At 67.8% G+C, this 5,296-nt stretch carries 10 protein-coding genes; all 10 read left to right on the top strand.

Annotation, left to right across the window (positions count from 1 at the left end; all coding sequences use genetic code 11):
- Positions 1-378 precede the first annotated feature (378 nt).
- The 10 genes from ACWEO7_RS37925 (at position 379) to ACWEO7_RS37880 (ending at position 5,264) form a co-directional block, all read left to right on the top strand.
- Positions 379-672, top strand: a complete 294-nt coding sequence (locus ACWEO7_RS37925) for a hypothetical protein (RefSeq protein WP_452430488.1) — start codon at positions 379-381, stop codon at positions 670-672.
- 75 nt (positions 673-747) lie between these two features.
- A complete protein-coding gene (locus tag ACWEO7_RS37920) occupies positions 748-1,068 on the top strand; it encodes a hypothetical protein (RefSeq protein ID WP_452430486.1) in 321 nt (106 codons plus the stop codon).
- A gap of 84 nt (positions 1,069-1,152) precedes the next feature.
- The gene (locus tag ACWEO7_RS37915; protein WP_452430484.1) at positions 1,153-1,539 is read left to right on the top strand and encodes a hypothetical protein; all 387 of its coding nucleotides are present in this window, start codon (positions 1,153-1,155) and stop codon (positions 1,537-1,539) included.
- A 75-nt stretch (positions 1,540-1,614) separates the two neighbouring features.
- Positions 1,615-1,857: a hypothetical protein gene (locus tag ACWEO7_RS37910; RefSeq protein WP_452430482.1), complete on the top strand. Its 243-nt coding sequence runs from the start codon at positions 1,615-1,617 to the stop codon at positions 1,855-1,857.
- A gap of 27 nt (positions 1,858-1,884) precedes the next feature.
- Complete coding sequence (locus ACWEO7_RS37905) at positions 1,885-2,268, top strand: hypothetical protein (RefSeq protein ID WP_452430480.1); 384 nt, start codon at positions 1,885-1,887, stop codon at positions 2,266-2,268.
- 82 nt (positions 2,269-2,350) lie between these two features.
- Positions 2,351-2,944, top strand: coding sequence for a hypothetical protein (locus ACWEO7_RS37900; RefSeq protein WP_452430479.1), 594 nt, complete (start codon positions 2,351-2,353; stop codon positions 2,942-2,944).
- A complete protein-coding gene (locus ACWEO7_RS37895) occupies positions 2,938-3,492 on the top strand; it encodes a hypothetical protein (protein ID WP_452430477.1) in 555 nt (184 codons plus the stop codon). Before ACWEO7_RS37900 ends, ACWEO7_RS37895 begins: the two co-directional genes overlap by 7 nt.
- 88 nt (positions 3,493-3,580) lie before the next feature.
- A complete protein-coding gene (locus ACWEO7_RS37890) occupies positions 3,581-3,991 on the top strand; it encodes a hypothetical protein (protein WP_452430476.1) in 411 nt (136 codons plus the stop codon).
- A 219-nt stretch (positions 3,992-4,210) separates the two neighbouring features.
- The gene (locus ACWEO7_RS37885) at positions 4,211-4,972 is read left to right on the top strand and encodes a hypothetical protein (protein ID WP_452430474.1); all 762 of its coding nucleotides are present in this window, start codon (positions 4,211-4,213) and stop codon (positions 4,970-4,972) included.
- A gap of 19 nt (positions 4,973-4,991) precedes the next feature.
- Complete coding sequence (locus tag ACWEO7_RS37880; RefSeq protein ID WP_452430472.1) at positions 4,992-5,264, top strand: hypothetical protein; 273 nt, start codon at positions 4,992-4,994, stop codon at positions 5,262-5,264.
- The last annotated feature ends 32 nt before the right edge of the window (positions 5,265-5,296 follow it).

The following is a 5,296-nucleotide window of genomic DNA, read 5'->3' as shown; positions in this document are numbered from 1 at the left end:
GGCGCGCCAGGTCGTACGTCCTCGCTGCGCTGCGGGCGCTCCACCTGGCACACCGGCCCCTGGCGCGCGCTCCCTGCTTCAGGCCGACCGAAGGAACACACCGACACCGCCCCTCCCTATGCCTTCGCCCGCACCACCGAACCGCCTCGCGGCCCCGCGGCCGCGCACGGGGGCTCCGCCCCCGAAACCCCCGCTCCTCGCCGGAGGGGCAGGCACTCCCAAAGGCGCGAAAAGAAAAAACGCAACCCCCACAACCAAAAAATAACAGTGAAAAACACCACGCCTAGACACAGCTTCTCAAATTGCGTGATATGCGTGATAAAGCTAGAATAGAGATGTAAGGCAGAGGGGAAAGACAAGGAAATGGGAGCCACCACCGTGACTGAAATTCCCGCGTACGCGATGCCCTCGAATCCGTTCGAAAAGCAGGTGGTCAAGGAAACCATCAAGGACATGGTGTGCCGCCAGATCTTCGACCCCAGCGGCCCTATTCTCGACGTCCGCACCTGCGCCGCCCTCATCGTCGGCGACGACGTCAAAGCGGTCCGAGACCCCGAAGCCATGCGCACCTTGCTCGCCAACGACGAATTCCGCGCCCGACTTCTCCGGATGTGGCCCAACGCCCGGATCTACTACGCCCGCAAGCCCCGCAAGAAGAAGCTCGCCCAGTAACCCAGCAGCCCACGCCGCCGCATGCCCATCTACAAATTGCGTGACATTCACAAACAGAAATTGAGAGGATTGCACATGAGCGCCAACCAAATCGCCCGCAAGGTTCCGACCCATGAGGAATGGTCGCGCGTCAAGACCGGAACGGAAGCGTACTACCTCGCCTTGCAGGCAACGGCGTATGTGTGGGGCTGGCAGGACGCCACAGGAAAAGGCTCAGCCGAAACCGGCGATTCGATCGACTTCGGGCACGCATACGGCGTTTACGCGCAGGACTACAAAGACGGCAAGTACGGCTCGCGCCACCCCATACAGGACGCATGGCGCGCATGGGTCGACACCGGCGACATCGCAACTCTGCATGCGAACGACCTTCGTTTCCGCTCGACCACCGCATAACCGCAACGTCCCCGGGGGTGCCGGGCACAGGGTACGTGCCCGGCACCCGCCGGAACCCCCGCCACCACGCCGAAAGGGCACCCGATGACCACCACCACAGCCGATAGCGAATGCCGCCACAACAGCGGATGCGGCTACCGCAACCCGCCGTTCTACCCCGAACAGGAGCAGCTGAAGCCTGGCGAAATGTGGTGCTACGACTGTAAATCCGTCGTACCCGACCCCATCGAGGTCGCCCGCCTCCACGCCGCCGCGCAACCCTGCCTCCGCAGCGGGCAAGGCAACTGCCGAGGCGAGGTCAGCGCCCGCCAGTCCTACGGCGGAACCGGAACCCCGATCTACGAATGCGCCCACCACATGGACGAATCCGCAGAACGCGAACAGGCCCGACGCCAGCGCTACCCCGAACACCAGCCCGCCGATTTCGACCCCAGCTATGCCGGTGAATCCTGGGACGAAGACGACTATTAGGCCGCGAATCCTTCCACACCCAGAATGCGCGAAAGGACACCCATGCCCGGAACAACCGTAATTCACCTTGAAGACATGGACGGAGACGTAGTCCACATCACCGATGAAGGCGACCATTTCGAGGTCCGCATATCCGACGGAAACACCCCACAGACCGACTACCGGTGCGCCAAATTCGGCCGCTACGACCTAGGAGTGATCGCAAGCCACATCATCGCCCATCTCGCGGACCCCGCCAACAGCCCCGAACCGCCCACCGAACCGCTACCCGACCACTTGGAACCGCTCGTCACACCCGACGACGAGCCGCCGTTTTAAACACCAATCCGAAAAGGAGCCGAACCAATGGGACGCATACAAGGCAACATTGCCCGCATCTCCGATCTGAAAACCTTCGACAACGGAGACCGTACCCGGATCGCTGTCTACGTGACCGTCATCGACAACCACGACCGCCCCGACGGAAACGGCGGCCGCGTATCGGCGGGCCACACCGTATACGACGTGTGTTTCTCCCGGGGAACGATGGCCGAGCGCGTCATCGGCAGCTTCAACGTCGGCGACCCGGTACTGATCTGGGACGACGACGACAAGCGCCGCGCCAGCCTCAACACCAACCGCGCGAACGGCGAGGTCGAACCGGTGATCAAGGCACAGGGCCTCGATATCGGTCTGTCCTGCCGATACAAGATGCTCGCCGATCTTTCCCCCCTCGCGGCCGCAGCCTGACCGCCACCGACCCCGCGCAGGCATCGGGCACAGGGTACGTGCCCGATGCCTCCCCCGAGCACTTGAAAGCGACACCAGCACCATGCCGAATCATCACCCCGCAATCATCGCCCTCTACCGCGCCACCGAAGACCCCGAAGACCTCACCCGAGCCGACGCCTACCGCGGCCGAGTGCGAGACGCGGCCTTGCGACTGGTCACCGAGACCCGCGCGGAATTGCTCGCCCTGCCCGCCGGAGAGGCCGGATACCGCATCCGCCTACGCGGCTGTATCGGGACCGAGGTCCGCCGCGCCCTCGAGCACGGCGCGACCAGCGAGCAGGTCCGTGCCGCACTCACCGCGCCCACCGGCAGCCCGGAGCTGCCCCCGGTGAGCACCGAAATCGTGCGCCTCACCCTGCCCCAGGGCGGCTATGCGGAATGGGCCGACCACGGCCCCGACCGGCCCGCCCTGGTCAGCCTCTACACCCGACACGGTCAATTCGCGGGATTGGAGCGCACCAGCTACGCGACCGATGAGACCACCGCCCAGGCCATCGCTCGGCTGACCGCCGCCCGCCCCGACGCTCAGCTGTCCCGCGACACCAGGCACGAGGACACCCCGAGCGAACCCGCCCCGCGACCGGCCGCCACTGGGCCGCAGACCGCCACCGAGGAAGGACAGAGCCGATGCTGATCGCGCGCCGCCCCCCGGTCGGCCACCCCGCCCGCGCCCGCCGTCTCGTGCAGGTCTGGCGCGTCGAGGACCATGGTTACGGGATCGAGGTAATGCAATTCCTCGAGCAGTTCAACTACAACGCAGCCACCGCAGAAAGCGCCCTTACCGCCGCCGGTTACACCGTGGTCGGAACATGGACGCCCGAAGCCGACGACGACCGCGCATGCGAGCGGATGCCCCTCGCCGTCGACGGGCGCGGGTTCCTCATGCGCACATTCCGCCTCTACGCCCCGCCCGGCGCATGCCACGCCGCCGACCCCGACGCCGCCGCAGTCGTGCAAACGATCCTTTCCCGCCTGCTGTCATTCCGCAGCGTGCCCGCCGACACGGCCACCCTGCCCAACCACTACCACGAAGCCCTACGCGAACATCTCGCCACGCTCCGCCACCGCGCCGCACGGCCACACCAGCCCGGCGACACCCCGCCGGAGGTATGCCACCGCGCCGCCGAACAGCTGGCCCGCATCCTGCGCACGCTCGAAACCGAGTTCGCCGACTTGTTCTAGCCCCCACGCATTCGGCCCGTGGACCACACCAACACCCACGGGCCGAGTGCGTGACAAACCCGAACAGAATCCGAGGAGAACGCCCGAAATGGTCGCCGCCCAGCCCGAACCCTTCGCCTTCACCTTCACCACGCCGCTCCTGTCCGGATGGCACAGGTTCGCCGCCCTGATCGCCCGCAACAACCTTGCCCGCGCTGTCCGCACGGCAGGCCAACACGCCTCCGGCAGCGGAAATTCCACCAGCCGCCGCATTGAAATCGGCATCACCTGGTACACCCGCGAGGGCACCGACCGAGGCCACCTCGCGCCCACGGTGCGCACCGTGCGCGCGGCCCTCACCGCCGCCGGAATCGACCTCACTCACGCGCGCGTCACCGCCAGCGCCCACGCCACCACCCAGGCACTACGCCCCGGCGCGCCCGCCCTGGCGTTCCCGGCGCTGCTCGAGGCCCTGACCCCGCGCGTCGTGGTCACCATCTCCGAGGACGAGGACGACTAGAGCAACCCGAGCACCGCCGAACACCGCCGGCCGCACCGCACCCCGGGCGGCCGGCGGGAGCCCCACGGATCGGAACTCCGCTGCGCTCCGTGCTGCGCCCATTGAAGCGGCCAGCACCCAGCGCCCCCGGTCGATCGCGCCGACCCGCCCGAGCACACCAGCGGACCCACACACCACCACCGCGCACACGCGCCCGATCAGCACCCCGGAGCCCAACCAATGAGCCGCCCCAGCACCGAGCACACACCCGACCTCGCCCCGCTCCGTCTCCGCCTCGCCCCGCTGCGCTTCCGCATCAGCCGCGCCGACGGTGGCGCCGACACCTGGACTGCCACCTACAGCGAAGCCGACGCAACCTCTCTGCTGCGCCGAGCTGTCCGCACCCGCCGCGCCACGGTCGAGGCCCGCCGCAACGGCGGATTCGTCCTGCAATGGAACGTGCACCACCTCACCGGCGACACCGTCACCACCACAACCGCCACCATCACCGCCGAGCCGATCACCGCCGCCCGCCTCACCGCGACCATGCGCGCCGACCTCGAGCACATCGCCGAACACCCCACCCGGGCACGCTGGCGCCCAGACGGAAGCCTTCACGTCGGCTTCCTCGGCCGCATTCCGCCCGCCGCCGCACGGCGGCTCGCCGACCGCGGACTGATCGCCACCGAACCGGAGAACCGCCCGGCTGTACGGCTCACCCTCGCCGCGCGCCTGGCTCTGCTCGCCGAACAACACCGCACCACCACCGCCGAGCCGCGCGGCTGGCACCACCCCAGCGACTACCTACGCCCCGGCGAATGGCCGACCAGCGCCGGAAGCCACCGCCCCGGCGGCAAGAGCGGCAAGGTCTACGACCGCCACAGCTCCGCCCGATGCAGCTGCGGCGAGTTCTCCGAATTCGCCGAGGACCGCAGCGACGCCGCCCGCCGCGTACGCGGCCACCGTCAGCACGTCGCGGCCGCCCTGGTCGCCACCCTCTAACCGCAAAGGACACCGCGCCATGCCCATAGCCACACTCAACGCCCCGGCCGTCGACCGCACCGCCGCGCGCATGCTCGCCGCCCACCGCCCGGAAATGGAACTACTCGCCGAGATCGGCGGCCGCCCCCGCCTCATCAACACCGGCGGCGGATGCATGGCCATCGAAGCCGACGCAGGCCCCGCCGCCGATCCCCTGGGCACGCTGTATCTGCTGATCACCACCGAAGACTGTCAGCGTTCACTCAATTCCCCAGCCCGTCGTTCACGTAATCGGACAGGTGGTGGGTCCTAGTTGATGTTCTACCCGACCTCCTTCCTGGGTGC

It is taken from the genome of Nocardia sp. NPDC004260 (assembly GCF_053603155.1).
The sequence above is the reverse complement of the archived record's forward strand: the minus strand, read 5'-3'. Positions and strand labels throughout refer to the sequence as shown.